The organism is Haloarcula sp. NS06 (assembly GCF_051122755.1).
Lineage (GTDB): Archaea > Halobacteriota > Halobacteria > Halobacteriales > Haloarculaceae > Haloarcula.
Map to the genome: position 1 here is coordinate 1,797,935 of NZ_CP184844.1, position 24,092 is coordinate 1,822,026.

Annotated in this window: 31 protein-coding genes and 1 tRNA gene; 18 read left to right on the plus strand and 14 right to left on the minus strand. The window is 60.5% G+C overall.

What is annotated here, in order from left to right; translation table 11 throughout:
• Positions 1–50 precede the first annotated feature (50 nt).
• From ACODNH_RS13095 to ACODNH_RS13110, 4 genes are all read left to right on the plus strand, one after another.
• Positions 51–608 (plus strand): FxsA family protein, encoded by a 558-nt coding sequence (locus tag ACODNH_RS13095; RefSeq protein WP_306704796.1) that lies wholly within the window; start codon positions 51–53, stop codon positions 606–608.
• Positions 609–689: 81 nt separating this feature from the next.
• Positions 690–763 (plus strand) — tRNA-Ile (locus ACODNH_RS13100).
• Positions 764–1,180: 417 nt separating this feature from the next.
• Complete coding sequence (locus ACODNH_RS13105; RefSeq protein WP_306704798.1) at positions 1,181–1,930, plus strand: class I SAM-dependent methyltransferase; 750 nt, start codon at positions 1,181–1,183, stop codon at positions 1,928–1,930.
• A 212-nt stretch (positions 1,931–2,142) separates the two neighbouring features.
• Entirely contained in the window at positions 2,143–3,000 is an 858-nt protein-coding gene (locus ACODNH_RS13110; protein WP_306704800.1) for a hypothetical protein, read from the plus strand.
• Between the two features lie 144 nt (positions 3,001–3,144).
• Here ACODNH_RS13110 and ACODNH_RS13115 read toward each other — a convergent pair whose 3' ends face one another.
• Entirely contained in the window at positions 3,145–3,573 is a 429-nt protein-coding gene (locus tag ACODNH_RS13115) for a low molecular weight phosphatase family protein (RefSeq protein WP_306704802.1), read from the minus strand.
• Between the two features lie 191 nt (positions 3,574–3,764).
• Between ACODNH_RS13115 and ACODNH_RS13120 the strand changes: the two genes are divergently transcribed.
• The 3 genes from ACODNH_RS13120 (at position 3,765) to ACODNH_RS13130 (ending at position 4,900) form a co-directional block, all read left to right on the plus strand.
• Positions 3,765–3,926, plus strand: coding sequence for a DUF7560 family zinc ribbon protein (locus ACODNH_RS13120; RefSeq protein ID WP_434530401.1), 162 nt, complete (start codon positions 3,765–3,767; stop codon positions 3,924–3,926).
• Between the two features lie 105 nt (positions 3,927–4,031).
• Positions 4,032–4,235 (plus strand): hypothetical protein, encoded by a 204-nt coding sequence (locus tag ACODNH_RS13125; RefSeq protein WP_434530402.1) that lies wholly within the window; start codon positions 4,032–4,034, stop codon positions 4,233–4,235.
• Between the two features lie 11 nt (positions 4,236–4,246).
• Positions 4,247–4,900, plus strand: coding sequence for a DUF4013 domain-containing protein (locus ACODNH_RS13130; protein ID WP_434531443.1), 654 nt, complete (start codon positions 4,247–4,249; stop codon positions 4,898–4,900).
• 45 nt (positions 4,901–4,945) lie between these two features.
• On the opposite strand, the gene nreA is transcribed toward ACODNH_RS13130, so the two are convergent.
• Complete coding sequence (nreA, locus tag ACODNH_RS13135) at positions 4,946–6,235, minus strand: DNA repair protein NreA (protein WP_306704807.1); 1,290 nt, start codon at positions 6,233–6,235, stop codon at positions 4,946–4,948.
• 100 nt (positions 6,236–6,335) lie between these two features.
• Here nreA and ACODNH_RS13140 point away from each other — a divergent pair, with 100 nt between their 5' ends.
• The 3 genes from ACODNH_RS13140 to ACODNH_RS13150 are packed head-to-tail and all read left to right on the plus strand — an operon-like array spanning position 6,336 to position 7,922.
• The gene (locus ACODNH_RS13140) at positions 6,336–6,731 is read left to right on the plus strand and encodes a hypothetical protein (protein ID WP_306704809.1); all 396 of its coding nucleotides are present in this window, start codon (positions 6,336–6,338) and stop codon (positions 6,729–6,731) included.
• Between the two features lie 47 nt (positions 6,732–6,778).
• Positions 6,779–7,375 carry a ribonuclease HI gene (rnhA, locus tag ACODNH_RS13145; protein WP_306704811.1) on the plus strand — a complete coding sequence of 199 codons (597 nt, stop codon included), beginning with the start codon at positions 6,779–6,781 and terminating at the stop codon, positions 7,373–7,375.
• Complete coding sequence (locus tag ACODNH_RS13150; RefSeq protein ID WP_306704813.1) at positions 7,368–7,922, plus strand: DUF7108 domain-containing protein; 555 nt, start codon at positions 7,368–7,370, stop codon at positions 7,920–7,922. The genes rnhA and ACODNH_RS13150 overlap by 8 nt, the downstream gene beginning before the upstream one ends.
• An 84-nt stretch (positions 7,923–8,006) precedes the next feature.
• Here ACODNH_RS13150 and ACODNH_RS13155 read toward each other — a convergent pair whose 3' ends face one another.
• Positions 8,007–8,366 carry a PadR family transcriptional regulator gene (locus tag ACODNH_RS13155; RefSeq protein ID WP_004593840.1) on the minus strand — a complete coding sequence of 120 codons (360 nt, stop codon included), beginning with the start codon at positions 8,364–8,366 and terminating at the stop codon, positions 8,007–8,009.
• 297 nt (positions 8,367–8,663) lie between these two features.
• Between ACODNH_RS13155 and ACODNH_RS13160 the strand changes: the two genes are divergently transcribed.
• From ACODNH_RS13160 to ACODNH_RS13170, 3 genes are all read left to right on the plus strand, one after another.
• On the plus strand, positions 8,664–9,197 hold the full coding sequence (locus ACODNH_RS13160) for an inorganic diphosphatase (protein WP_434530403.1): 534 nt from the start codon (positions 8,664–8,666) through the stop codon (positions 9,195–9,197).
• A gap of 131 nt (positions 9,198–9,328) precedes the next feature.
• A complete protein-coding gene (locus ACODNH_RS13165; protein WP_005535999.1) occupies positions 9,329–9,454 on the plus strand; it encodes a hypothetical protein in 126 nt (41 codons plus the stop codon).
• 86 nt (positions 9,455–9,540) lie between these two features.
• Positions 9,541–10,884, plus strand: a complete 1,344-nt coding sequence (locus ACODNH_RS13170) for an alkaline phosphatase family protein (protein WP_306704820.1) — start codon at positions 9,541–9,543, stop codon at positions 10,882–10,884.
• A gap of 40 nt (positions 10,885–10,924) precedes the next feature.
• Here ACODNH_RS13170 and ACODNH_RS13175 read toward each other — a convergent pair whose 3' ends face one another.
• Both ACODNH_RS13175 and ACODNH_RS13180 read right to left on the minus strand, forming a co-directional pair.
• On the minus strand, positions 10,925–11,998 hold the full coding sequence (locus ACODNH_RS13175; RefSeq protein ID WP_306704822.1) for a tubulin/FtsZ family protein: 1,074 nt from the start codon (positions 11,996–11,998) through the stop codon (positions 10,925–10,927).
• Positions 11,999–12,123: 125 nt separating this feature from the next.
• A complete protein-coding gene (locus tag ACODNH_RS13180; protein WP_306704824.1) occupies positions 12,124–12,399 on the minus strand; it encodes a MarR family transcriptional regulator in 276 nt (91 codons plus the stop codon).
• Between the two features lie 141 nt (positions 12,400–12,540).
• Between ACODNH_RS13180 and ACODNH_RS13185 the strand changes: the two genes are divergently transcribed.
• Entirely contained in the window at positions 12,541–13,071 is a 531-nt protein-coding gene (locus tag ACODNH_RS13185) for a type II toxin-antitoxin system RatA family toxin (RefSeq protein WP_306704826.1), read from the plus strand.
• 15 nt (positions 13,072–13,086) lie between these two features.
• Here ACODNH_RS13185 and ACODNH_RS13190 read toward each other — a convergent pair whose 3' ends face one another.
• Positions 13,087–13,755, minus strand: a complete 669-nt coding sequence (locus tag ACODNH_RS13190) for a halocyanin domain-containing protein (protein ID WP_306704828.1) — start codon at positions 13,753–13,755, stop codon at positions 13,087–13,089.
• A 128-nt stretch (positions 13,756–13,883) separates the two neighbouring features.
• Between ACODNH_RS13190 and ACODNH_RS13195 the strand changes: the two genes are divergently transcribed.
• A complete protein-coding gene (locus ACODNH_RS13195; RefSeq protein ID WP_306704830.1) occupies positions 13,884–14,633 on the plus strand; it encodes a hypothetical protein in 750 nt (249 codons plus the stop codon).
• A 201-nt stretch (positions 14,634–14,834) separates the two neighbouring features.
• Here ACODNH_RS13195 and ACODNH_RS13200 read toward each other — a convergent pair whose 3' ends face one another.
• Positions 14,835–15,026: a DUF7333 family protein gene (locus ACODNH_RS13200; protein WP_005535987.1), complete on the minus strand. Its 192-nt coding sequence runs from the start codon at positions 15,024–15,026 to the stop codon at positions 14,835–14,837.
• Between the two features lie 149 nt (positions 15,027–15,175).
• Positions 15,176–15,925: a hypothetical protein gene (locus ACODNH_RS13205; protein WP_306704832.1), complete on the minus strand. Its 750-nt coding sequence runs from the start codon at positions 15,923–15,925 to the stop codon at positions 15,176–15,178.
• A 78-nt stretch (positions 15,926–16,003) separates the two neighbouring features.
• On the opposite strand from ACODNH_RS13205, the gene ACODNH_RS13210 reads away from it, so the two are divergent.
• A complete protein-coding gene (locus tag ACODNH_RS13210; protein ID WP_306704834.1) occupies positions 16,004–16,309 on the plus strand; it encodes a nucleotide pyrophosphohydrolase in 306 nt (101 codons plus the stop codon).
• On the opposite strand, the gene dnaJ is transcribed toward ACODNH_RS13210, so the two are convergent.
• Positions 16,310–17,464, minus strand: a complete 1,155-nt coding sequence (gene dnaJ / locus ACODNH_RS13215) for a molecular chaperone DnaJ (protein WP_306704836.1) — start codon at positions 17,462–17,464, stop codon at positions 16,310–16,312.
• 111 nt (positions 17,465–17,575) lie between these two features.
• On the opposite strand from dnaJ, the gene ACODNH_RS13220 reads away from it, so the two are divergent.
• Complete coding sequence (locus tag ACODNH_RS13220) at positions 17,576–18,094, plus strand: hypothetical protein (RefSeq protein WP_306704838.1); 519 nt, start codon at positions 17,576–17,578, stop codon at positions 18,092–18,094.
• 86 nt (positions 18,095–18,180) lie between these two features.
• Here the strand turns inward: ACODNH_RS13220 and ACODNH_RS13225 are convergent, their stop codons facing one another.
• The gene (locus ACODNH_RS13225; RefSeq protein WP_306704840.1) at positions 18,181–18,489 is read right to left on the minus strand and encodes a HalOD1 output domain-containing protein; all 309 of its coding nucleotides are present in this window, start codon (positions 18,487–18,489) and stop codon (positions 18,181–18,183) included.
• Between the two features lie 523 nt (positions 18,490–19,012).
• Between ACODNH_RS13225 and ACODNH_RS13230 the strand changes: the two genes are divergently transcribed.
• Positions 19,013–19,822, plus strand: coding sequence for a TrmB family transcriptional regulator (locus ACODNH_RS13230; protein ID WP_306704842.1), 810 nt, complete (start codon positions 19,013–19,015; stop codon positions 19,820–19,822).
• A 540-nt stretch (positions 19,823–20,362) separates the two neighbouring features.
• Here ACODNH_RS13230 and dnaK read toward each other — a convergent pair.
• From dnaK to ACODNH_RS13250, 4 genes are all read right to left on the minus strand, one after another.
• Complete coding sequence (gene dnaK / locus ACODNH_RS13235; protein ID WP_306704844.1) at positions 20,363–22,270, minus strand: molecular chaperone DnaK; 1,908 nt, start codon at positions 22,268–22,270, stop codon at positions 20,363–20,365.
• 165 nt (positions 22,271–22,435) lie between these two features.
• A complete protein-coding gene (locus tag ACODNH_RS13240; RefSeq protein ID WP_306704847.1) occupies positions 22,436–23,122 on the minus strand; it encodes a nucleotide exchange factor GrpE in 687 nt (228 codons plus the stop codon).
• 75 nt (positions 23,123–23,197) lie between these two features.
• On the minus strand, positions 23,198–23,389 hold the full coding sequence (locus tag ACODNH_RS13245; RefSeq protein WP_306704848.1) for a DUF1328 family protein: 192 nt from the start codon (positions 23,387–23,389) through the stop codon (positions 23,198–23,200).
• Positions 23,390–23,433: 44 nt separating this feature from the next.
• Entirely contained in the window at positions 23,434–24,054 is a 621-nt protein-coding gene (locus ACODNH_RS13250; RefSeq protein WP_434530404.1) for a hypothetical protein, read from the minus strand.
• Between the last annotated feature and the right edge of the window lie 38 nt (positions 24,055–24,092).

The following is a 24,092-nucleotide window of genomic DNA, read 5'->3' on the forward strand; positions in this document are numbered from 1 at the left end:
CTCGGTTCTGCTCTCGAAAGGCGTTTGGGGGCGGGCCTGCAAGCAGTCGTATGCTCCGGGCCATCGGGCTATTGCTGCTCATCCCGCTGTTTGACATCGTGTTGCTGGTGACGGTCGCAATACCGTTCCTCGGCTCGCTCGTGACGGTTGCCCTCGTCGTACTGACGGCGCTGGTCGGTATGCTGCTGGTCCGCGCCGAAGGCCGTGCGACGCTTCGGAAGATCCAACAGCGACTCGCCGTCGGCGAACTCCCGACCGACGAACTCATCGACGGCGGCCTCCTCATCGCCGCCGGCGCGTTCTTCCTTACCCCCGGTCTGGTGACGGACTTCGTCGGCCTCCTGCTCGCGGTACCGTTCACCCGGTACCCCGTCCGTGCCGCCACGCGCCGCTGGGTCGTCCGCCCCTACATCGACGCCAAGACAAGTGGTTTCGCCAGCGGTCAGGTGTACGTTGGCGGCTTCCCTGGTGACGAAAACGGCCCGGCTGGCCCCGGTCCGACCGGTCCAGAGGGTGGCCCCGGTTCCGGCTCTGGCTCCGGTTCCGGCACCTCCTTCGACCCAGACGAAGCCACCGACGTCGACTTCGACGACAGCGACGAAAACTGAAGCCCTGACGCGGTTTCACATCCCCAACCGGCCGCGAAACGTTACCCTTTTCAATACCCCTCGGGTACAAAAGAATGCGTTGGGCCAATAGCTCAATCAGGTTGAGCGCTCGGCTGATAACCGGGAGGTTCGCGGTTCAAATCCGCGTTGGCCCATACCGAGTTCTTCCCGTTCCTTGCTTTACCAGAACCAGATCTACAGCGTTGTAGATTGGAGATTTCGGCAAAATTGAAAGATGCCGCTGAAGGAAGTATTTGTCAACTCGAAAGGGAACCTTGCGGACCCTGCCACCGTCTTGCGTTTACTACGGCTCAGGCTGTTATCACAAGGTGGTCCCGGTGACAACCCCGGAGAATCAAGAGACGGGCATCAACAAAGCGGCGACGTGGACGCTCACATTCTACTAGACGGTAAACCAGCGTCTGGTCTTGTTCGGAATTGATGACGAACGGAATCGATCAGACAACCATACACAATATTGAACAGTTGCGGGTGCGTTCGGCGGTCTCTAAAGAGACATCACATGACATACCACCAATAATATGATGGGGCCATACCACGGTGACAAAAGTATGGACCTCGCAAAAGACTTTTTCGACGAGTGGGCGGGCTTTTACGATGCTAATTACGAGGAGCAGGAAATCGGTGATGTCGAGTTCTACGTTGATCTGGCCGCAGAGACCGATGGTCCGGTGCTTGAAGTCGGCTGTGGAACAGGCCGCATCTATCTTGAACTCCTTCGGGCTGGTGTAGATGCGGACGGTATCGATATCTCTGCGGAGATGCTCACCGTTCTGGAACAGAAAGCCGACGAAGCCGGCCTCACGCCCGCTGTCAGGCAGGCTGATATGACCAACTTTGCCACCTCCCGGGAGTACGAACTCATTATCGTCCCGTTCCGCACTTTCCTCCATAACGTCACAGTAGCGGAACAGAAAGCGGCGCTCCGACAATTCCGCGAGGCTCTTGCGCCGGATGGACGACTTGCTCTGAACTTCTTTGTCCCGAGTTTCGATATGATATCCGAATCCTATGACGAGCCGCAGACGCGGTCTGTGACATATCAGGGCGAGGAATACGTTGTCACCAACATCTCCCGGCTTGTCGACGAAGTTTCCCAGACCGTCGAAACGGAGCGAACGATTGCACACGACGGAGATGTGGTTCGACGGGCAACGTTTCAACTGGCCCTCCTTTCGAAGCCAGAGTTCGAGCTTCTTCTGGAGACAACCGGATGGAGCGACTGGACTGGCTATGGCGGCTTTGACCGGCAGCCGCTGAAAGACGGGGCAAAAGAGATGGTCTGGATAGCGGAAAAATAAGCTGCTTTGTCCCTCGACTCCGTTTCAGCGACCCCTCCACACCGAGTGTCATCACAGCCGCCATATCTCACCCGGGGAAACGACCGCTATTAGGAGATAGTAGAAACCTTGCCAGTCAGTGCGCACGCTCACTCTGTTCATAGCGATTACCGAGGTCAACACAACGAGCTTGGCCCAGAAGACTTTCGTTCCGGTTGGCTGTCAATAGCTGTATGCGACGACGCCAGTTCCTTGCAAGTGGAACAGCCCTCCTCTCGGTCGCTGTCGCCGGCTGCGGCCATCCCTCTGTCGTGCTGGACATGGACGATGCGACGGGAGCCGACATTGCCGACGAAGTCTCGATATCGCCCGATCCCGAGTCGGCGGAATACACGGCCGTCTCAGCGGCCATCGAAAACGGCTCTGCGACACGCCGGGGACGATACGAACTGTTCGACCGGACCGATACCGTCCGGATTGATGATGCCTTCTACGAAGTTTCGGAGACGGCACTCGAGAGCAGTGAAGTGACAGTGTATGAGGTGCGAATTGATCTTGACCCGGGTGATTCGACGGCTGAACTCGGCGAAATCGACTACGAGGAGCTACCGGCCGTGGACCGCCAGCGACTTGAGCCGATCATTTCAGACGATAACCCGCCCAGCGGGGACGGGTACGATGTGGGTGTCGGGTATGGTACTGCCGAGGAAGTGGGCGACGGGTCGGTGTTCGTTCCGGAGCGCCAGTACGATATTATCGTCCACAACGGCGACCGCTACCGGGTGACGGTCAGCACACGAATGACAACAGAGACGAAATACTGGTACGAAGCAACGGAAGTTGCGTCGGGTGTCGACTCGTTCGCTGACCAGATCCGGGACCAGTACCTGTTCACGCTTACGGGCCTTTCCGAAGCCGAACGAGAAGTCGTTGAAGAAGCGATTGACGGCGGCTACTTCCAGGATGACGAGGCCTTCCGGTCGGTCACTGACCACATTCGAGAGCACGAGGGGGTTGAGGTCACAGATAGCTACGGGACGTGGCTTCTGGCGTACGAACAGGTCGAGTATCTCACGTACGTCGAGTGGTAGTTAGTGGTCAAGGACTGCCGCGGCTCTGTCGGCGTGCCGGACCGCCCTAGCTTCAGCGTCTGCAGCAGGCGTCGGTTTTAGTAGCACTGACATTTAGTGTACACCTGATCGCACGAGAGCAGTGCGCCCGGTGTGTACATCGTTTCAATTGGTACTGCTGTCGGTGAATTCGTCGAACAGGTCGGCGACACGCGTCTCGATCTCGTCTCGGATTTCCCGCACCCGCTCAACCGACTGCCCGTGCGGGTCCTCTAGCGCCCAGTCACGCACTGCGATGTCGGTATCGAGTTCGAGCGTCGAACACCCCATCGTCGCAACGACGGTGCAACTGTTGAGCTCGTCGTCCGGAACCGCTTGCGGGGCCCGGTCAGAGAGGTCGATGTCGAGTTCGGCCATCGCCTCGACGACTTCCGGATGTACTTCATCTGCGGGGTCTGTGCCGCCGGTCAGAATTTCGACCGTATCTTCGAGTCCGCGACGGGTGCGTTCCCGTTCGGCAAACGCTGCGGACATCTGGCTTCGGCCCGCGTTCTGGACGCAGACGAACCCGAGCTTCAGCGGCATATCAGTCATCGTGTAACCGTACCGAGCGAGTGGAATAATCCTTCCTAAGACCACTATTGTGGGCTATATATTCGAGACGCTCCACTGTACGACACCAGCGATCGGCGAGCTGACTCGCGAGCGGAACGCCCCCACGTATGTGTAGTCCCTCCACATTGAGGGGGCAGTTCCTTCGGCTATCCAAGTCCCTGCCTGAGTACATGCCGGAGTACCGCTTCACGTGCCCGAACTGTGATGTGTGTGCAACGGTCGACGGTGGCGTTCGGGAGCGCCTGTTGGTTGTTGGGTGCCCGGTTTGTGCCGGAGGAGTCGACACCCCGGCGTTTGTCGAGGTTTCGCCACACAGCACTGATCGAACCTGAGCCACGCTCTTGTCCGTACTGAACCAGTCCGAGAGCTGCGATGTCTGGCTCGCAGCTTTCAACCATGACACAACTTATTTGAATCTATCTTAAGACTGACTGAACATGATAGAAGACGCACTTCGCTATCAGACACAGGGCGATGACTGGGCCAAACGCATCGGCCTCGGTGGGGTTGTACTGTTTTTCGGCTTTTTGATCGTTCCGCTGTTCACGTTTCAGGGATATATGCTCGAAGTGATGCGCCGGGTCCTCAGGGGGAGACTGACACGCCGCCGGCCTGGGACGAACTGGACCTGGCCGACATAACCGTCGACGGAATCCGACATACGGTCGTCGTTATGGGGTACGGGTTGTTGCTCACGCTCGCGCTTGCTATCCCGGGCCTGCTGGTGATCGGTGGTGGACTCGGCGGCTCAGAGGGATTGCTGCTCGTCGGTTTTCTCGTCGCCGCCTTGCTCTACTTTATCGGCGTTCTCGCAATGGCAGTGATACTGCCCGTTGCGACGGGGAACTTCGTCCGGGCGGACAGTATTGCTGCGGGCTTTGACCGTGATGTTCTCTCGTCTGTTGGGACGAACCGAACGATGCTGATGGCCGTGGTAATGGCGTTTGCGGTCAATATCATCGTCTCCGTTGGAGCGACCGTCCTGGGATTCACGATTATTGGCTACCTCGCGGTTCCGTTCCTCGCGTTCGTCGGCCAGTCGGCGATCATGTACGTCTGGGCGCGTGGCTTCGCAGACGCATACGAGGAGGAGTACGGCGAACCGCCGCTTGCACCCACGACCGGCACTGGCGGGACACACAGGTCCGGACAAGCCACCACAGGGACAACTTCGAGCGTGGATGAACAAATAGGAGACAGCTACACCGATGATCCGAGTCGGAGTAACGACACTGATGATGACGGATTCGGTACTTCGGCCTGGGACGACGTCGGTGACAGTGACGGTGACAGCGGGCAACGCTGATAGCGCTTACTGAACACAGGTCGTCCACCGCAATGTGAAGCGCTGTTAGAAATCGCTCAACTGCGACTGAAGACCAGCGACGAGTTCGGACTTGCGCCGTAACTGTCCGAGACTGACGGGGAGCTGGTCGGCGATAGCCGTCAGCGTCTCCCGGAAGGACTGAGCGGTCCCGGGTTCCCCGTCGAAGGCATTCCGGACGCCCTCGCGCACCTGCCAGACACCGACGGGTGCCCAGTAGTCGTCGGTGATTTCCCGCAGCACCAGACACTTCGCCTGCTTGTCCCGCTCCTGCAAATGTTCGAGGACGCCGAGCCGTGCTGCGTAGTACGCTCCGGCCGTCTCCTCGACGTAGGCGGTCCGTCCCTCGTAGCCTTCGTGAGCGCTGGACATGTAGTAGCCCGTCTCCGGGCGTGGGTTCCAGACGCTCTGTGGGGCCTTCATCTCGACGAGCTCGAACTCCCAGCGACCGGGCGCGAGCACGACCCAGTAGCGGTTCCCCATGTACTCGTTGTACCACAGCTCCGGCTTGTCGATGGTGTCGGCGTTACGCAGCGTGCCACGAACGTACTGCCCGACTGTGTCGTCGACGGCAGTGATCGACCATCGTGTCGGCACCAGCGAGCGCTCGCTGGCCTGCCCGAGTGCGCCCGCTGAGAGGATGGTGTTGATGTCGTACACGTCGAACCCGCGGCGGTACAGGTACGCCATCGCGCCCTCCGCGCGCCAGTCGTCGTCCGACAGCGTCTTTTCAACGGGGCGGGGGACGTGGGGGTTCTCCGCCAAGTCGGCACCCGTCGCGTGTGCTCGTGGCCCCGTTGGCGTCCCAACGTCGTCGAAGCTCACATCCATCTCAGGAGTGCCGTCGAGCCCCACCTCCACGTCGACGGGATGGTCCGCGATGGCGACTTCACGCTGGACGCCGACGAAGCCGTTCCAGACGTCGTGGACCCCACCGCCGCCGCGCCCACCACTGGCCCTGACCGAATCGACCGACGTGGTCTGGGTGGAGTTCACCATGCCGGTCCGGCGCTGGAGTACGTCCTCAATGCCCAGTCCTTCCTGATACCAGTCGCCGCTGGTCGCGAACCCGGCAGCGGCGGCGTCGGTGTCAACCGGGGAGAGCAGGCCCGTCGAGACGTTGGGGTACCCCGACCGCCCGACGAATATCTCCGGGGCCGTCGATCCGAACAGCGAATCGCCCTGTACCGCCGCCTCGAACTGCTGCTCGACGTCTTCGAGGTGGTCCGTGATGGCGTAGGACTTCTCCGCCGCGAGGCGGCGCCGCTGTGCGGCTTCGTCTTCCTCGAACCCCTCGATGAACTCGTCGAGTTGCATCTGTCACGCCTTCGGTCCTCCCCGATAAGAACCTTTCCAGCGGTCCGTGGGAGAGCAACTCTTACAGGGGTGGATTGAGTAACAATAGGTGATATAAATCATGGTAAATACAACGAAGTGGTTCCTGCTCGGCGCGACGCTGGTCAGCATGGCTGTCGTATTTGTCTCGGCGATTATCCCTGTCGCGTATGAGCAGGCGCTGGTCAACCTTCTTGTCGGGGAACTCGCAGCCCTCACTCTTGCCCATTCCACGTACCGCGTCTCGTCGGGGAAACAGGTAAGTCCCGTCGCAGCGGCGACAGCCATCCTATCCGGTATTATCCTGTTCCTCTCGCCCATCCTCATCGAGCCTGTCGACCCGATCCTGTCGATCATGTTCGCCGCCGGAGCCGTTGTCACCGTTGGCGGGCTGGTCGGTGTTCTAGGTCGGTTCTTGGGTGGTGAAGAGGGCCGACAGACCGGTGCTGAACGAATCAGCAGCAAAGCCGGGAACTGATAGGGCGACCACAACGTCTATACCGACGGGTCAGCCACCCTCGGACAATGCCGGTCATCGAATGTGACGAGACGACGGCCCGCGAGCGCCTAGCGGATGCGGGACTCGACATTGAATCGGGAAACACTGACCACGAGCGCTGGCGCGTCGAATACGGCGGCGCGACAGCGGTCGCCTACGACGGGAAAGTCGTCGTACAGGGTGAGGGGACCGCACGACTTGAGGCTCTGCTGCGCGACAATGACGGCGGGCGCGTCCATGCGTATTTTGATGGCGCATCGCGTGGCAATCCGGGACCGGCCTCGGTCGGCTACGTGCTGGTCAACGATAGCGGAATTGTCACAGAGGGCGGGGAAACGATTGGAACGGCGACGAACAACCAAGCGGAGTACAAAGCGCTCATCCGCGCGGTTGAAGTCGCACGTGACTACGGATTCGACGACGTCCATATCCGGGGTGATTCAGAGCTTATCGTCAAACAGGTCCGTGGCGAGTGGGATACGAACGACCCCGAACTGCGAGAGAACCGCGTCCGTGTCCGCGAGCTACTGACAGACTTTGACGACTGGCAGATCGAGCACGTTCCGCGGGAAATAAACGACCGTGCAGACGAACTAGCGAACGACGCACTCGACGATGACTGACCTGCCGACAGATGTGACTGAACAGGCCGAACGGCTGACCAGGCTCGCTCGCGAAGCGGTCGATGAGGCCGAGGCTGATGCCTACAGAACCGAACGCGACGAAATCCTCGCCGAGTACGACTACACTGCCCGTATCAGAGACGACGAGACGGGTGACGTACTCGTCTGCCATCCCGCCGAATGGGTCGACGATGGCGTCATCCGTCCGGAGCGGGTCGACGACATCGACCGTGGGGTCGAGATACGGCTCTCAGGCCCCGGTGACCCGGACGAGTGGGCAGAGATAGACGCTGCAAACCGAGCCGTTGTCGAAGCTGTTACCGAAGTCCATGGCGAGACACACGGCGCCAACGCGGAGTTGCTCGCCGATTTCATGAGCAACCACTACGCCAAACCGATCTCCGAGGCGACGCCGGACGAAATTCAGGAGTTTCGGGACGATTACGTTCGGCGGAACGCGTGGCCAACTGCGGAACAGCAGTCGGTTCTTGAGCAGTCGATTCGTCTCACTGTCGAAGAAGCCGGTGGCCGCGTCCCCGACGTCTAATCATCTGGTACACCCGCTGGTGATCCGTATTTGTCTGCCGTTAAGAAGTGGTTACCAGTAGTTCGCAGGTGCCCAGGTGCGAATCTACTGCTGCGCCGCGATCAGATCACGGAGTTCGTCGGCTCGGCCGTCATCGGAGATGAACTTTCCGAACACCCATCCGAGCTGGTCAAGGACCGCGTCCTTGCCCGACTCTGTCAGGGAGTACTGGTTCGTTCGCTTGTCGAGTTCACTCTTCTCGACGAGTCCCATCTCGACGAGGTCGTCGAGGTTCGGGTACAGGCGACCGTGGTTGACTTCGTCGTTGTAGTATTCTTCCAGTTCGCGCTTGATAGCGAGACCATACCGTGGCTCTTCAGCAAGTATTACTAGGATATTCTGCTGAAAAGCGGTGAGTTCTTTTGCGATGCCCGGACTGTCAGTAACTGTTTGTGCCTCTGACATAGTTGAGTAAATGTCAGCAAGCTATTTAACACTTGTTAACTCTGGCGTACAACGCCTGCTGTGGGGCATTAACCACCACACAGCTAGCAGCCACAATCGTATTGGATTTGTTATATTATGTGCCCTTGGTTGAATTGAGTTTCCGATTAATTTGCTTTCAGATTGTCGTTTACAGGTAGTAAGTGTAATCTAAGAATATATCTATAGTTAGATATTATTGGGTTATATAGCGCATAATACCGAATAGCTGCGGCTATTACGAAAGGACTTTTTGACGGCGTCGCGCAGTCGCCGGTGATGACGAACCTCTGGGAAGACCTCGAAACTGGACCGAGCCCACCCGAAGAGATCTACGCTGTCGTCGAGTGCCTGAAAGGCGAGCGTAACAAGTACGAATACGAGAAGGACATCCCCGGTGTCGTCCTCGACCGTGTCCTTCACTCGAACGTTCACTACCCGTCCGACTACGGCTTCATCCCGCAGTCGTACTACGACGACGAGGATCCGTTCGACGTGCTCGTCCTCGTCGAGGACCAGACGTTCCCCGGCTGCGTCATTGAGGCCCGTCCCGTTGCCCTGATGAAGATGGACGACGACGGTGAGCAAGACGACAAGGTCATCGCAGTCCCGATTGAGGACCCGCGCTACGACCACATCGAGGACCTCGACGACATCCCACAGCAGACCCTCGACGAGATTGACGAGTTCTTCTCGACCTACAAGAACCTCGAAGAGGGCAAAGAAGTCGAAACGCTAGGCTGGGAAGACAGAGAAGCCGCAAAGGACGCTATCGTTCACGCGCAGGAACTCTACGACGAAGAGTTCAACTGACGCTTCCAGAACCACGTTTTGCGGTTTTTGTTCCGCTGACGGTGTATTTCCAGAAGTAATACCGGCAGGTGTCTCCGATTATGTATGAGCATGGGTAATCTTTTGTCCGTGTAACCGCTATCTGTACGCGTATGGCTACTGATGACACCGACGCGGCGCTTGACCACACGACTGTCGTTCCGCGAGCCGAACGACGGTCGACACCCGGAATCGCACATCTAACTGTGGTTCCGGAGAACGCGGACCAGTCGTCTTAACCACAGACCGCGTCGATGATATTGCCGCTTTCGGTGACGCGGCGCCGAAAAGAAGTTTCTTGTTCCTGACCTGACTAACGGATCGTATGGGATTATTCGACCGATTGAAGGGCGACGACGCACCGCGTGTTGCCTTCTTCGGCATTGACGGCGTACCGTTCAGCCTCATCGACGAACACCCCGACGTGTTTCCGAACCTTACGGAGATGGCGTCGGACGGAAGCGCCGGCCCCATCGACAGTATCGTCCCTCCCGAGTCTAGCGCCTGCTGGCCAGCGCTGACGACCGGGGTTAACCCTGGGCAAACAGGCGTCTACGGCTTCCAGGACCGCGAAGTTGGTTCGTACGACACCTACGTCCCGATGGGGCGTGACGTGCAGGCGACGCGCCTCTGGGACCGTGTCACCGACGATGGCCGCAACGCGACGGTTTTGAACGTGCCGGTCACCTTCCCGCCGCAGCGGAACGTCCAGCGGATGGTGTCGGGCTTTCTCTCACCGGGCGTGGACAAGGCCGCTTACCCGGACGAACTCCGGGACCACCTCCAGGACAGCGACTACCGGATTGACGTCAACGCCAAACTCGGCCACGACGATGACAAGAGCGACTTCGTCGAAGACGCCCACAAGACGCTGGAAAAGCGCTACGAGGCGTTCAAACACTACGTCGAGCAAGATGACTGGGACCTGTTTTTCGGCGTATTCATGACCACGGATCGGGTCAATCACTTCCTGTTCAAGGACTACGAGCGCGACGGCGAGAACCAGGAAGCCTTCTTCGAGTTCTACAAGCAGGTCGACGCCTATCTCGGCGACCTGCGCGACCGACTCCCCGACGACGTGACGATGGTCGTCGCCTCGGACCACGGCTTCACCTCGCTTGACTATGAGGTCCACTTCAACGAGTGGCTCCAGCAGGAGGGGTGGCTCGACTACGCGACCGACGACCACTCCGAACTCGGCGACATCAGCGAGGATACCAAGGCCTACTCGCTCATCCCCGGCCGCTTCTACATCAATCTCGAGGGCCGCGAACCGAACGGCGGCGTCCCCGAAGACGAGTACGAGTCCGTCCGCGCGGACCTCAAGGAAAAACTCGAAGCGCTTGAGGGACCGGATGGCAAGCCCGTCGCAGACCGTGTTGTCACCAAAGAAGACGCCTACCGTGGCGACCACGACGACATCGCGCCGGACCTCACCGTCGTCCCAAACCACGGGTTCGACCTGAAGGCCGGATTCAAAGGCTCCGAGGACGTGTTCGGTGTCGGGCCGCGAAACGGTATGCACAGCTTCGACAACGCGACGCTCATGGTCGACGACCCGGACGTTCGCATCGACGACGCCGACCTCTACGACATCGCGCCGACCATTCTCGACCTGCTTGACCACGACTTCGACCGCGCAAAGTTCGACGGTAGCAGTCTCGCCTGAGGCTCCTGCCGTCACCAAGTGATTCCGATATCTGGATCGGTTAGAACAGCCCGTCCAGCTGGTCGTTCGTGAACTCGTCCGGGTCGGTCGTTCCGCCCTGTGAGTTTGCCGCTTCCGTGGCGCGCTCCATGAACTCGTCGACCCGCTGGGACCGCTCGACACCCGAAAGGACGATGAGCGACGCGATCTTATCGGAGCCGAGTGGGAAGTCTCCGCCCCGGACCTCCATACTCCCGGTCTGGTCTTCCACCCAGCGGCGCGCTCGCTCGACGCCTTTCCGCGAGAGTCGTTCGGGGTCACCCGCGACGACGAGGAGGGCCGAGTCGGCCTTGACCGCGTTTGGCAGGCTCATGCTCGTAAGGAGGGCTTTCCGGGTCACGCTGGTGATCGTGTTGACGTTCTCGCCGGCGTCCTCGCTGGCCTCGGCGCTGGCGTAACCGATAGAGGCGATGCCGCCGCCCCTGAGTGTGTTGATGATCTCCGAGGAGTCGACGACGCTCTCACCGACCCCCTCAACTGCCTCGCCGGAGGCGAACAGCAGGCCGACACGTCGTGAAATGGCGTCGTTAACGCGTTCGAAACCGGCGGCGACGCTGTCGCCGCTGCCACGCCAGGCGTCGTTATCGACGAGGAGGAGGGAGTCTGCCTCGCGGGCAGCGGTCTTGAGTGAGCGACCGGCATTGGCCTGATAGAGACCACCCTCGTCCCGGCCGGGGAGAATGCCAAGGACGTACACCGGCTTCTCGTAAATCCGCTTGAGTTCGCGGGCGAGCATCGGTGCGCCACCCGAGCCGGTACCGCCGCCGAGTCCGGCGACGACGACGATAGCCTCGGCTTCGGTCGTGATGCGACCGTCAAGTTCGTCGAGCACCTCGGTGGCGTTCTCTTGCATAATCTGGGCCCCGAGCTCGTTGTCACCGCCGACGCCGTGACCTTTCACTCGGTCCTGTCCGATGAGGGCCGTGTCGATATCGAGGTTCTGGAGGTCGGCTCGCGCCGTATTAACGGCGAGGGCCCCCCGGACAGCGTCGAACCCCATGTCGTAATCGAACTGGGCAAGTGACTGGGTTACTTTCCCGCCAGCCTGCCCGACACCAATCAGGACGACTTTCATATCAAATGTCTTGTGAGGGTGACTAATCAACGTTGTCCTCACACTGTGAACGGGCGACAAAGAGGGTGAAACAGCCCCTGGCGTGGAATGGTGGATGCGGTTCCTCGACGTACCGCGTTGGGTGGTTACTCGACCCGGAGCGTGTAGATCCGTTTACGGGCGTCGGAAAACGAAAACCGAGAGTCGATGACGCCGACATCTTCGAGTCGGGACAGGGCGTACCGGACGGTCCGCGGCGGCAGCAGCGTCTCCTCGGCCAGTTGGCTCTGGGTCAGAGTCTCATTGTACTCTAAGACTTTCGCGACGAGTTTCGCGCTTGGCGGAAGATCGCGGACGGCTTCCCATCCACTGTCCTCGTGCTCGCTGTCGGAATCAGCGGACTGGATATCGGATGCGCTCATGCTACTTTCACTGTATCCAATACAGAGTGATAATATTTTCTGTTCACTATTATGCTCTGTAGAAATGTTTCGGCAAAAAACACGGCCGCGGCCGGAGTCCATGCCCGAAAGTTTACCTTCGGTACATCCGGTGTCACAGATGTGGACGAAGTCGAGGTTAGCACAGTCGTGTATGTTTCACCTGAAGCGGTCTACGAGTTTCTGCTGGACTTTCCGGGCTACGCACGATATTCCGAATATCTCGACCGCGTGGTACAGGACGGCGACGGCTCGCCAGGAACCAACTACGACCTCGTGTTCTCATGGTGGAAGCTCTCCTACACCGCTCGGTCAGAGGTGACTGACGTTTCGCCGCCGACGCGCATCGACTGGCGGATCGTCAAAGACATCGACGCCGAAGGGTACTGGGCAGTCGAGCCTGATCCGGACGACGCTCCGGCGGACGTACAGACGGCGTCACGTGTGCGATTTCATGTCGCGTTTGACCCGGGATCGGCCTCGGACAGCGCTATCGACCTCCCCCGACTCGTTTCGATGGACTGGGTAATCGAGAAAGTCAAGCCGCTCATCCGCAAGGAAGCGACTAAAATCGTCGAACGTGTCGTCGAGGACCTCGAAGGGCAGGAACGGGACGTTGATCTGGAGATTCACGCCGGCCCGGATTCGGTATAACGCGGCGACGGAGCGTTACTCGGGCGTCTCGTAGTCGCCGCCGTACCGGATAAAGAAGTACCCGAGTCCGAGCGTTGCGACCATCACGAACGAGGTTGCGACGCCGAGCGTCTTCGCGCTGTTTGGCACTTCCGGCGGGCCGGAGCTCCCACCACCACCGCCGCCATCGGAGGATTTCGTTGGGTAGTCCGTCCCGACGACGATAGCCCCCTTCATCCCCAGTCCTTCGTGTGGCACACAGACGTAGGGATAGATGCCGTCCTCCTCAAAGGTGTGCTCGTAGTTGACACCAGCGCTAGAGGTGGCGCTTCCAGAGTCAAGCGGGCCCTCACTGTCTGATACGACGTTGTGGCCGCCGCCGTTGCCCGTCCACTCCCACTGGACAGTCGCGCCGTTGTCGACGTGAATCGCGGGTGGGCCGAAGCCGAACGCCCCGCCGTTTGCCTGCACGCCGACCTCCACCGTCGCCGTGTCTTGTCCGGTCGCATCGGCGACCGAGCCATCGTAGTTTCCAACCTGATCAAGGAAGCCGCCGAAATCCGGCGGTCCACCGCCACCACCGCCATCGCCGCCTTCGGTGCCTTCCTGTGCGGTCGCGGTGCCTGCTGCGGCCGACGCAGCCGTGGCCCCTGCCGCCGTCCGCAGGAAGCCCCGACGGGACACGTCCGCTCTACCGTCTGTCATACCTGACCGTTTGGGACTCCCCGTCCTGAATATGTCGGTTTCGAATCGGGGCCGTACTCTTCACAGCGATATCACAACAGCCACGGGTGCCGTGAAACATTTAACGCCGGTAGACCGAAACCACCGGTATGTCTACCGGAAGCCATGGGGTCGTCGGCGGGATCCGTATCGACCTCAATCGGTTACACGAAACGTGGATGGAACTCGTATATCCACGTCAGCGAAACGCTAACGACACCGTCCTCGGGACGTGGACACCGGACTCTTCGTTTGGGATGGTCCTCTACCGTCTCTGGTCTGCGCTCGGTGTCCCAGTCATCGCGCTGGTGTATCCGCTGGTATTGTGTGGTGTGGTCCTGCGCTACCAAACCCGCCGCATTGACGGCACGGCGACCCGCTTAGGTGTTGTCGGTGTCGTTCTACTTTCTGTCCTCGTCTGGGGCGGCTTAGCGGCACTCGCCCGGTTCGAGCCCGGGAGCATCGACCTCGTGTCGGGTGGATTCACCGCTGTCGCTGTCGCCGGCGGCGTCGCGACGCTGTCAGCCGCGCTCGCCGTCACGTTCCGGCGCGTCGGCGGCCGCGGGACGACGGTCGCGCTAGCGTATCCGTTCGCCATGACGGCCATCTTCCTGCCGCCGGTCGTCGCGGCGCTGTACTCGACGACTGTCGCCTCAGTCGTCATCCCAGCAAGCGACTCACTGTCCCGGTGGTTCCTCTATGAAGTGCTGGCTTCCGTCGGCGTCGCGGAGTTCTTCATCGAGAACTTCGACCGGGAAGGCATCGCTTACGTCATCATCTGGCTCGGGATTTCCATCCCGCTGGGGTGGGTGCTCGGTCTGCTGGTGACGCTTGCGGACTTCGTCCGTCCGACTGAGTGACCGCAATTCGACGACTCCGGCTCCGGCGACAGACCTATCCTGAATCCGACGGGAGACTCACGAACACGGTCAATTTGTCGTTTGATAGAATGGCCTCACACACAGCCGAACCAGCCGACATACAGCCGTGCTGGTAACCGAGTGGGGTTGAAATAGGAGTGATTTAGCGTAGTGGTCCCGTGACCGTGGACCGAGAGATTGTTACGGACTGGCGCGGAACTCGCCGTGCTTCATCCCAAAGAAGAACGCGATGACCGAGAAGACGATCATCGAGGGTAGCACCATCATGAACACTGTCGAGCGACCCATCACATCCATAGATATGAATGCCACCGTCGCGATGGCGACAATTACAACGAGTGGGGCTACCGCGGTCTTGAAGTCAAAACCCATACTCTTGCTTGTAGCCGGACAAATAAATTCTTTAAGAAAGCAACAGCGTCCATCAGCTGACTGACCAGCGATTCCGCTTTGCATCCGCACCAACACGGCGACTACCGCGTACCCGCTACGCACATTGATGACGAACGTCCGCCGGATTGCTACGCTGGTGTCGCGTCGGCCGGCCGAACAACGATTTCCTCGGGCGCATCCCCGTCGGCAACGGCGATATCCGCAGCCTCGTCGCCGCCGAACACGACCGTCGCACCGGTCCGCATCGGTGCAAGCAGTCCGGCGACGACCGCGCCCGCAGTTGTCATCGGTGCCCGGAGCGCGACGGTCGTCTCCGCATCGATATCGTAGTCGGCGACGACACGGCCGCTCTCGGCCATTAGTTCGCCGTGCGTGTACGTTCTATCGGCCGCCAGTACGCCGTCCTCGGGCGAAACTTCGCCTGGCGGCTGGAGCGGGTTCTCGCTCCACAGTTCCCGCTCGAACTGGGCGACGGTGGGGTCATCGACCGGGCCGCCGTAGGCCAGCCCCTTGGTCCCCGGTCCCTGTGTGTAGCGGTCGAGCCACGCTGCCGGCGCGACGAGCGCCGTCGCATCGACCGCATTCGGTGGGTCCATATCGACGACCGCGCCGTCGAGCGCCGCCGCGAGGAAGGCAAGCAGTGCGTCCGGGGCGTCCCGGAGGTAGCCCGGTCGGTCCTCGTCGGTCGGCTCTTTCGGACCGACGACGACGGCGACCCGCGTCCCGTGCCGGACGCCGTAATGTCGCAGCAGATTCCCGCCTTTCCAGGCGTTCGTGGCGAAATCGGAGTAACTGTACGGCGTCGCCCGCTCCGGCGAACGAAAGAGGACGCCGTCGCGGTCGCGGGCCTGCGCGACAAGGTCACCGAGTACCTGCATACGTCGTCGTTCGGCCCCACCGATGAAAAACAGCGCGGCCACAAAGCCGATGTAGGTGGCTATCCCCACGCTCTAGAAATGAAACGACAACAACAGGTTGCCGACGTACTCAGGCATAGCGACATCGACACGCCGCCCGCCTACCAACTGCTCGATGTGGTGTCTGAACTCGGCGACATCGCGGCACAGGTCAATGAAACGACCGGCTACGGCACCGACTCGACGGCGCTATCGATACCGGAGGCCGAACTCGGCGATGCTCTATTTGCACTGCTCGCGCTGTGTGAAGAACTCGACGTCGACGCCGATGCCGCACTGTCGACGGCACTGGCGAAATACGAGGGCCGATCAGGCACAAGCGGGACGCCGGCGAGTGGCGACTGATTACAGCGAGCTCTTCAGTTTCTCGAAGAAGCCTTCCTCAACGTCGACCTCTTCGCCGCCGGCCTCTGCAAACTGTTCGAGAGCCTCCTTCTGTTCGGCGTTGAGGCTATCGGGCGTGACGACCTGCACCTGCACGTAGAGGTCGCCCTGACCGCGGCGGCGGAGTCGCGGCATTCCCTTGCCTTCTAGTCGGAATACCTCGCCGCTCTGGGTACCGCTGGGCACGTCGACATCCACCTCGCCGTCCAGCGTCGGGACGGTGATGGTGTCACCAAACACTGCTTGCGGGAACGAGATGGCCTGCTGGTATTGCAGGTCGTCGTCGTCGCGCTCGAAGTCCGGGTGGTCGCGGACCCGCACCTCGATGAGCAGGTCGCCGTTCGGGCCGCCGTTTTCTCCGGGCGCGCCCTCGCGCCCCATCCGGAGCGTCTGCCCGTCGGCGATGCCGGCCGGGACCTCGATTTCGAGGCTCGCGTCGTTCTGGACGACACCGTTCCCTCGGCAGGTCGAACACGTTTCGTCGTACAGCGTTCCCTCGCCGTCACACCGGCGGCAGGTCGTCCGCTGTTGCACCCGACCCATCGGTGTCTGCTGGACCTGCGTTGTCTGGCCCTGGCCGTTACACTCTGGACAGGTCTCCGAGTCGGCTCCTGGCGGATGCCCGGCTCCGTCACAGTCGTCGCAGGCTTCCGGCCGGGTGACGTTCAGTTGCTTTGTCGCGCCATTGTAGGCCTCTTCGAGGTCGACCTCCAGTCGCGTCTGGAGGTCTTGTCCCTGTCGCTGTCGGCTGCCACCACGTCCGCCGCGGCCGCCGCCCCCGAAGAACTGGTCGAAGATATCCTGCATATCGAAGCCGCCAGCGCCGCCACCGAACGGGTCTCCACCCATTCCACCGCGGCCGCCGCCACCGCCAGCGCCGCCGCGCTTCTCGGCCTGTTCGAAGCGCTCGTGGCCCATCTGGTCGTACATCTGGCGCTTCTCCTCGTCAGTGAGGACCTCTTTGGCCTTCTTGGCCTGCTTGAACTTCTCCTCGGCGTCGGGGTCGTCACTCACGTCCGGGTGGTATTCCCGGGCTTTCTCCCGATAGGCCTCCTGAATCTCGTCTTCGGAGGCGTCTCGAGAGACACCCAGTATCTCGTAGAAATCCTGACTCATTCGTTGTACAAGGCTTAGACGATTGAGCTACTTCAAAAGAACGGGTTGCCGACTAGTCGTGTTCGACCCGTACCGGGGCGCTTATTTTCGTGCCGGGGGAGGATTCGGGCAATGAGTCCTGAGTCGTCGCGCGGTCACCGGGGTCTCGTCACGGTCGAGCGAGTCGCAGTCTGGGGACTCGCGGCACTGGCCGTTGTCGGGCTGGTCGCACTCGTCGCTGGCCCCGGTGCTGACCTGCGGACGGCGTCGCCGTCGGTGACCATCGACGCCCAGTTCGATGCCGAAGCGGGAGCGGTCACGCTCACTCACACTGGCGGGGACCGGCTCACGGACACCAGTACGCACGCGCTGGCACTTGTCGTCACCGACGCCGACCGGAACCGCTCCACCACGTTGACATGGGCTGAGGCAGCACAGTTGCCCGTCGCGTCCGGTGACAGCGTCATCGTTGACGACCCGCGCGTGGACTCAAATGGTGACGGTAATTATCTTGACGGCGATGTCTCGGTTGGCTTCCACCTCGACAGCGGCGACACTGTCGCGGTCCGCTGGACTGGCCGACCACTCGGTGCACCGGACGAGCGGACAGCGACGCTCGATACCGTAACGCTCGGTAACAAGACTGGCTGACTGTCTACCGATTACAGTGGGCTTACTAGAGCGTCTCCGGGAAGCGTCCACGGCCGTTTGTGTCGGTGCTCTTGCTTCGCGTATAGTCACGGACGAACGGGTCCGGTGTGAACATACACGTCTCCGGTTCCGGTCACAGTCACTCTGTAGTCACCCAGCTGAAACGAGAGCGAGACGGCGCTGTCCGGCTCTGACAAATGGCTGAATAGCTGGTCAAGCGCGTCTGGATCGAGCGTCTCGATGAGGGGTGATAGCTCTATCGCCTCCTGATCAGCCGCGATTGCGACCGTCTGTACGACCGCTACTGATGGTGAGACTGCGTTCCAGTCGAACTCCGCGTGGAGCGTGTCCGGATTGTCGGATGTCCGGTCGGGCCGTCTGTCGGACCCACTCATTACTAGAAATATGTTAATCAAACATCTTAATTCTATTGTCAATTCATCAGTCGGAATTATGATGTATAAAATGAATACCTGATTACCGACTAAAAGCCGGTCAAAGTGTTTAGAACCGGTTGTAACTGGTTGTTTATGACTGCAAAATGATATAATAGCTATCCGTTAGACTTTCTATTCCAGGCGTACCGCTTGAACCCTGCGCGTACAGTTTTCGTGAAAGTGGCACGCAGCAGATGTGGTTGGGACACATAGGACGCTGCGTGCCAACTAACTCTACTCTGGACCGATGTATAACAGTTGTGTGATTAACTGAGTAAACAAGGGCACGGCATCGGAGCGGCCGACACGCAGACCAGTACCTGCGACAACTGGTGCCGTGCTGTCATAATGCGCTCCGAACCCGCACCGAGCGGCGCTAACTCAGGTGAGAGCCGACAGTGTGGCAGTAACAACGTCTTTTACCTGTGGGCATCATCTCCCTACATATCCTCGGCTTCCACCGAGATGAAGGTTGGGACACATGACATCTGATGCAACACACGAAGAAGCGATCAGTTTACTGCAGGAGTTGGGCTTGAAAGAGTACGAGGCGAAGTGTTTTGTGGGACTTTCTCGGATGTCCAGCGGCACGGCCAAAGGATTGAGCGAGGTAACTGACGTCCCAAGGACGCGCGTCTACGACGCTGTCCGGATTCTCGAAGCGAAGGGGCTTGTCGAAGTCCAGCATTCGAGCCCCCAGCAGTTCCGGGCTGTCCCACTCTCTGAGGCCACCGAAACGCTCCGCGATCAGTACGAAGAGCGTGTCGAACGCCTCCAGTCCGCACTGAACGAGATGGGACGCATCGAATCCGACGATGACGAGGCCGAGTTACAGGAGGTCTGGTCGCTCTCCGGGTCCGATGCTATCGAGAACCGCGCCGCGGCGATCAGCAAGGACGCGACCGACGAAGTGGTCCTCGTCATCGCTTCCGAAGCGGTCCTCACCGACCCGCTGATTGAGCAACTCAATTCGCTTGACGCGAGCACCGACCTCATCGTCGGGACTGGGTCCGCCTTGATACGGGATCGCGTGGAACAGGAAATCCCACGTGCCACCGCGTTCCTGTCGGAACTGGACTGGCTTCACAGTGGAATGACGCCAGAAGAGGACGCTGCCGTCGGACGACTGCTGCTCGTCGATCGGTCGGCAATGCTCGTCAGCTCAATCGACCCACAGACTGGCGATGAACAGGCCATCTTCGCGACCGGACTCAGGAACGGACTCATCGTCATCGCACGCCGCCTCCTCTCACAGGGCGTCGTGGAGATGACTCCACTAGAGCAAGATTAGCGAGCCATGTGCACGGGCCGTCACCGCCCACTTCTCTCACTCGTCGTGATACTCGGCGAGGCACACAAGTAGTGGTCGAAGCCGCTGATACTCCGGGCCGCGTGTTACGCAGTGGGTCTCTCGGTCCCACTCAATGAGTCCCATCTCCGCCAGTTTCGGGAAATGCTAATGGTAGAATGCAACAGAGTCAGCCAGTAACGGACCACTGTCGTGAGCGCAGCGGGCCAGTGACGCACCTACCACTGCCTACTGTTGCCTCAAAATGGTTGGATCGGCGGTGTGATGGACAGGCGCCGCCTCCGCCTTGTTTTGGCCGTCTTCCGGGCCGACGCCAAACCGGTGTGACCGAGTCAGCAAGTCACACTCCGGGGACGGTCTGCCCGCAGGTCAGCTTTCGTTGCCGTTGTGCCGACGAAAGTGACGTGACTCGCGTTCTTCGTCTTCGTCAAGCTTGAGAAGCTCACTTCGTTCGCCTCTCAAGACACCGATAGACTCGCTAACGCTCGTCTATCGAGCCGAGGAAAGCTCTTCGGACTCGTTTCACTCGTCTTCGTCGCTTTCCTCGACGTCTTCGAAGTCGGCGTCGACGTACTCTTCGCCTTGCCCGGCCGTGCCGCCCGCTGCGCCGCCCGGTCCAGCAGCACCGCCGGGGCCGGCCGCGCCACCCGGACCAGCGCCCGCGGCGCCGCCTGCGGCCTGCTGGGCCTGATCCTGATACATCTGCTTCCCGATTTCCTGCAGTTCCTCGCTCAGGGTTTCGGTGACCTCTTCGTAGTCCTCTTTCGTGGCGTCCTCGTCTTCGAGAACTTCCTCAACGTCCTCGATCTTCGCTTCGATGTCAGACTGGAGGTCTTCGTCGATCTCTTCTTCGTTTTCTTCGAGGAGCGTCTCGGCACGGCGGACGGACGCCTCGGCCTCGTTGCGCGCTTCGATGCGCTCGCGGCGCTGCTCGTCCTCTTCGGCGTGCTGTTCGGCCTCCTGTTGCATCTCCTCGATCTGATCGTCGGAGAGGCCAGCACCGCCTTCGATGGTGATGTCCTCTTTGTTGCCCGAGCCCTTGTCCTCGGCTTCGACGTTGACGATGCCGTTCTCGTCGATGTTGAACGACACCTCGATCTGGGGCGTGCCTGCGGGAGCCGGTGGGATGCCCGAAAGTGCGAACGCGCCAAGCAGTTCGTTCTCCTCGGCGATCTCACGCTCGCCCTGGAAGACGCGGATCTGGACCTGCGTCTGGTTGCCTTGGGCGGTCGTGAAGATCTTCGACTCCTCGGTCGGAATGGTTGTGTTCTTGTCGATGAGTCGCTCGAACAGGCCACCCTTGACCTCGACACCCAGCGAGAGCGGCGTCACGTCGAGCAGGACGATGTCGTCCACGTCGCCCGAAAGGACGCCGGCCTGAATGGCCGCGCCCAGCGCGACGGCCTCGTCGGGATTGACGTTCTTCTTGGGCTCCTGCCCGGTCATCTCCTCGACCTGGTCCTGCACTTGGGGCATCCGCGTCGAGCCACCGACGAGGATGACCTCGTCAATGTCGCTCTTGGTGTAGTCCGCGTCGGCAAGCGCCTGCTCCGTCGGGCCGACGGTGCGCTCGATGAGGTCCTCGGTGAGGGACTCGAACTTCGCGCGCGTGATCTTCTGTTCGAGGTCCAGCGGACCGTCATCCGTAGTCGCAATGAACGGGAGGTTGATGCGGGTCTCCTTGCGCGAGGAAAGCTCGATCTTGGCTTCCTCGGCGGCCTCGGTCAGGCGCTGGAGGGCCTGCCGGTCGTCGCGCAGGTCGACGCCATGTTCGGCCTCGAACTCGTCGGCAAGGTAGTCGATGATGGCGTGGTCCCAGTCGTCGCCACCGAGGTCGTTGTCACCGTTGGTCGCGACAACTTCGTAGACGCCCCCGCCTAGGTCGAGGATGGAGACGTCGAAGGTCCCGCCACCGAGGTCGTACACGAGGACGGTCTGGTCGGACTCATCGTCGAGGCCGTAGGCCATCGCGGCCGCGGTCGGCTCATTGACGATCCGTTCGACCTCGAAGCCGGCGATTTCGCCAGCGTCCTTGGTCGCTTGGCGCTGGCGGTCGTTGAAGTAGGCCGGAACCGTAATAACGGCCTTCTCGATTTCGTCGCCGAGGTACTCCTCAGCGTCGTGTTTGATCTTCTGGAGGATCATCGCCGAGACCTGCTCGGGGGTGTACTCCTCCCCGTCCAGTTCGACCGAGTAGTCGTCCTCGCCCATGTGGCGCTTGATCGACTGGATGGTCTCGTCGGGGTTCTTTATCGCTTGGTTCTTCGCCGGTTTCCCGACAAGCCGCTCACCGTCGTCGAACGCGACAACGGACGGTGTTGTCCGCTCGCCTTCGCCGTTGACAATGATTTCAGGGTCGCCACCTTCCATGACCGCGAACGCGCTGTTCGTGGTCCCAAGGTCGATACCCAGAATCTTGTTGCTCGCCATCTTACCCGCTCATAGCGGATTGGGCCGGTTAAAAGTTGCTAGATGTACTGATTGGAAAAACGGACAAAGGGGCCTCCTCCGGGCGGTTTTATACTCGGTGGTCTTCCCTGACCGGTGATTATTTAATGTACCGCAATACGACCGCTATACCGCCAGGGTTGCCCGCTACTCTTCGCTCTCGCTGACGGTGACCTGTGCCTCGCGCAGCACCTTGTCGGCCATCTCGTAGCCCGGCCGGTGGACATCGGCGATTGCCCCTTCCGGCTGGTCGCTGTCGACGCGGGCGAGCACCTGATGCTGTGTCGGGTCGACATCTCCACCGGGATCGGGGTCGATAACTTCGACGTTCTCGGCATCGAGCACGTCGTCTAGCTGGCGAAGCGTGGACTCGACCCCCCCTCTGATATCGGAGTCCTCGTCCTGTTCAAGCGCACGCTCCAGATTGTCCCGGACGTCGAGCAGGCGCGTCACGAGGTCCTCTGTGGCACGCTTCTGTTCCTGTTCGCGGCGTTTGTCCATCCGCTTCTTGTAGTTCTGGAACTCCGCTTGCTTGCGCTTGAGCTTCTCCTCTAGCTCCTCGATGTCATCGTCCTGCTGTTCGACCTGCGATTCGAGACTGTCTACGCGCGTCCGCAGCGCGGAGAGTTCTCGAGCGATATCTTCAGGGTCCGATTCAGTGACCCGGTCGATCAGGTCCTCGTCGACATCGGACTCACCAAGGTCGACCTTGTCCGCATCGAAATCTTCAGGCGCATCCTCGAGATCAGCGTCGACGTCGCCGTCCGCTTGCGCTTCGCTCGCGGTCGACTCTTCTGTCGCGGCCGTGTCGTCGGCTGCGTCCTGCTCGGTCATATCCGATAGAAGTCGTCACGTGGATAAAAGGATTCAGAAACGGCGTGGCGGTGATACTGTCCGGTGGGGTCGGCGTCACAGGACGAAGCTAACGACCATCAGGACGAGGAAGACGACGACGAGAATCTTCGCGATTCGCATACTGAGCCCCGCCACACCGCTTAGTCCGGCCAGCCCGGCAACGACAGCGAGGACGAGAAACAACAGCGCCAGTTCGAGGAACCCGCCACCGGGCTGGAGCGGGACTGCAGTTAGTAGGTGGTTCATGACGTTGTGTACCGCCCCATCCTGATTTATTATATATAACCTAATCAGGGACCGACAGTGAACGCGCTCGGGTCGTACTGGAACCGCGTCCGGTAGGTCGCCCACTCGTCGAGCTCTTCGAGACGGTACTTGCTGAACGACGGGTTCCGAACCAGCTCCAGCTCAGCGAGCCGTTCCTGAACCGGGTCGAACAGGGCCGCCCAGTCGAGTTCCTGGAGCGATTCATCCGGCTCCGCCTCACTCTTGGTAAAGGTCAACCCGTCGTCAGTTCGTTCAATGGTCCCGTACTGGTACCGGCTCCAGACGGTGTACTCGCCGAACGGAACGGTCTCAGTCGGTGGCGGTGGTCGGCGGTACTGCGCCTGGAACCGCTGGTGTGTCTCACCGCCGCCCCACAGCACTCCTCGGGTGAGGAGTTTGATACGCTGGTTGGCATCCACGCCGCTGTTGTAGATGATGCGCGCATGCTCGTACTCACTGGACTGGAACTGTTCGGCGACGCTGTCGTCGTGGTGAATGTCGACCTCGTGTTGATACGGCAACGGCGTCCGGAAGGCGCGCTCGAGCACCGAGACCGTCTCAGCGCCCCGGCGCAGGTCTTCGTACGGCCCCGTTCCACGCCACTGCGCCGGGTCGGCCTCGTTGGGGTCGACCCATCGATCCATGCTACCAATATGCGGTATGTGGTCTTAGTTTTTCCCGC

Excerpts from the sequence above, each read along its gene's own strand:
- ACODNH_RS13240 (WP_306704847.1), bottom strand. The coding sequence starts at position 23,122 with ATGACCGAGCAGGACGCAGCCGACGACACGGCCGCGACAGAAGAGTCG.
- ACODNH_RS13250 (WP_434530404.1), bottom strand. The coding sequence starts at position 24,054 with ATGGATCGATGGGTCGACCCCAACGAGGCCGACCCGGCGCAGTGGCGT.
- ACODNH_RS13165 (WP_005535999.1), top strand. The coding sequence starts at position 9,329 with ATGGCTACTGATGACACCGACGCGGCGCTTGACCACACGACTGTCGTT.
- ACODNH_RS13180 (WP_306704824.1), bottom strand. The coding sequence starts at position 12,399 with ATGAGCGCATCCGATATCCAGTCCGCTGATTCCGACAGCGAGCACGAG.
- ACODNH_RS13110 (WP_306704800.1), top strand. The coding sequence starts at position 2,143 with ATGCGACGACGCCAGTTCCTTGCAAGTGGAACAGCCCTCCTCTCGGTC.
- ACODNH_RS13205 (WP_306704832.1), bottom strand. The coding sequence starts at position 15,925 with ATGCAGGTACTCGGTGACCTTGTCGCGCAGGCCCGCGACCGCGACGGC.
- ACODNH_RS13245 (WP_306704848.1), bottom strand. The coding sequence starts at position 23,389 with ATGAACCACCTACTAACTGCAGTCCCGCTCCAGCCCGGTGGCGGGTTC.
- dnaK (WP_306704844.1), bottom strand. The coding sequence starts at position 22,270 with ATGGCGAGCAACAAGATTCTGGGTATCGACCTTGGGACCACGAACAGC.
- ACODNH_RS13175 (WP_306704822.1), bottom strand. The coding sequence starts at position 11,998 with ATGAAAGTCGTCCTGATTGGTGTCGGGCAGGCTGGCGGGAAAGTAACC.
- ACODNH_RS13195 (WP_306704830.1), top strand. The coding sequence starts at position 13,884 with ATGTCTACCGGAAGCCATGGGGTCGTCGGCGGGATCCGTATCGACCTC.
- ACODNH_RS13115 (WP_306704802.1), bottom strand. The coding sequence starts at position 3,573 with ATGACTGATATGCCGCTGAAGCTCGGGTTCGTCTGCGTCCAGAACGCG.
- ACODNH_RS13120 (WP_434530401.1), top strand. The coding sequence starts at position 3,765 with ATGCCGGAGTACCGCTTCACGTGCCCGAACTGTGATGTGTGTGCAACG.
- ACODNH_RS13150 (WP_306704813.1), top strand. The coding sequence starts at position 7,368 with ATGACTGACCTGCCGACAGATGTGACTGAACAGGCCGAACGGCTGACC.
- ACODNH_RS13225 (WP_306704840.1), bottom strand. The coding sequence starts at position 18,489 with ATGAGTGGGTCCGACAGACGGCCCGACCGGACATCCGACAATCCGGAC.
- ACODNH_RS13155 (WP_004593840.1), bottom strand. The coding sequence starts at position 8,366 with ATGTCAGAGGCACAAACAGTTACTGACAGTCCGGGCATCGCAAAAGAA.
- nreA (WP_306704807.1), bottom strand. The coding sequence starts at position 6,235 with ATGCAACTCGACGAGTTCATCGAGGGGTTCGAGGAAGACGAAGCCGCA.
- ACODNH_RS13140 (WP_306704809.1), top strand. The coding sequence starts at position 6,336 with ATGGTAAATACAACGAAGTGGTTCCTGCTCGGCGCGACGCTGGTCAGC.
- ACODNH_RS13210 (WP_306704834.1), top strand. The coding sequence starts at position 16,004 with ATGAAACGACAACAACAGGTTGCCGACGTACTCAGGCATAGCGACATC.
- dnaJ (WP_306704836.1), bottom strand. The coding sequence starts at position 17,464 with ATGAGTCAGGATTTCTACGAGATACTGGGTGTCTCTCGAGACGCCTCC.
- rnhA (WP_306704811.1), top strand. The coding sequence starts at position 6,779 with ATGCCGGTCATCGAATGTGACGAGACGACGGCCCGCGAGCGCCTAGCG.
- ACODNH_RS13190 (WP_306704828.1), bottom strand. The coding sequence starts at position 13,755 with ATGACAGACGGTAGAGCGGACGTGTCCCGTCGGGGCTTCCTGCGGACG.
- ACODNH_RS13200 (WP_005535987.1), bottom strand. The coding sequence starts at position 15,026 with ATGGGTTTTGACTTCAAGACCGCGGTAGCCCCACTCGTTGTAATTGTC.
- ACODNH_RS13230 (WP_306704842.1), top strand. The coding sequence starts at position 19,013 with ATGACATCTGATGCAACACACGAAGAAGCGATCAGTTTACTGCAGGAG.
- ACODNH_RS13125 (WP_434530402.1), top strand. The coding sequence starts at position 4,032 with ATGATAGAAGACGCACTTCGCTATCAGACACAGGGCGATGACTGGGCC.
- ACODNH_RS13220 (WP_306704838.1), top strand. The coding sequence starts at position 17,576 with ATGAGTCCTGAGTCGTCGCGCGGTCACCGGGGTCTCGTCACGGTCGAG.
- ACODNH_RS13105 (WP_306704798.1), top strand. The coding sequence starts at position 1,181 with ATGGACCTCGCAAAAGACTTTTTCGACGAGTGGGCGGGCTTTTACGAT.
- ACODNH_RS13170 (WP_306704820.1), top strand. The coding sequence starts at position 9,541 with ATGGGATTATTCGACCGATTGAAGGGCGACGACGCACCGCGTGTTGCC.
- ACODNH_RS13160 (WP_434530403.1), top strand. The coding sequence starts at position 8,664 with ATGACGAACCTCTGGGAAGACCTCGAAACTGGACCGAGCCCACCCGAA.
- ACODNH_RS13095 (WP_306704796.1), top strand. The coding sequence starts at position 51 with ATGCTCCGGGCCATCGGGCTATTGCTGCTCATCCCGCTGTTTGACATC.